This is a genomic window from Bacillus sp. 05T31 (assembly GCF_056396725.1).
Genome location: NZ_JBFTMA010001437.1, coordinates 1 through 414 on the forward strand (window position 1 = coordinate 1; position 414 = coordinate 414).

At 35.0% G+C, this 414-nt stretch carries 1 protein-coding gene; it reads right to left on the reverse strand.

Annotated elements, in window-relative coordinates:
- Window positions 1-14: 14 nt before the first annotated feature.
- Window positions 15-116 carry a YjcZ family sporulation protein gene (locus AC1DJR_RS33700; RefSeq protein ID WP_079995239.1) on the reverse strand — a complete coding sequence of 34 codons (102 nt, stop codon included), beginning with the start codon at window positions 114-116 and terminating at the stop codon, window positions 15-17.
- Between the last annotated feature and the right edge of the window lie 298 nt (window positions 117-414).

The window sequence follows — 414 nt, forward strand, 5'->3', positions numbered from 1 at the left end:
TTCCAATAGTTTGTTTAGCAGAAGCAGCTAGCTCCAACTATGATTAATAAAATAAATAGTACAACTAATAAAGCAAAGCCTCCGCCACAACTACCGCAACTACCACCAAATCCCATTTTAATCTCTCCTTTGAGTAGGAGGGGAAAATTAAGGTCATTCATGTATTTTAACGGGTTCACTTTACCCTATGTTTTTACGGATTAATTGAGCAGGTCCTTTTGAAAATAAAAAAAGACACCCTAAGGTGCCTTCCTCCGACTTGAACCACTTTACTTTTAATAATATGTATTGGACATTAAGTAAACACATCCTATAAAACAGAATCATTTATTTTTACCAGATTGTTAGTGTACAAATACAAGAGAATCGAGATCGTTTGTTTGGCTAGATTAAAGCAACGCCACATCTATATGG

What these genes read in the sequence shown, in the direction of transcription:
- AC1DJR_RS33700 (WP_079995239.1), bottom strand. Translation starts at nt 116, where the DNA reads ATGGGATTTGGTGGTAGTTGCGGTAGTTGTGGCGGAGGCTTTGCTTTA.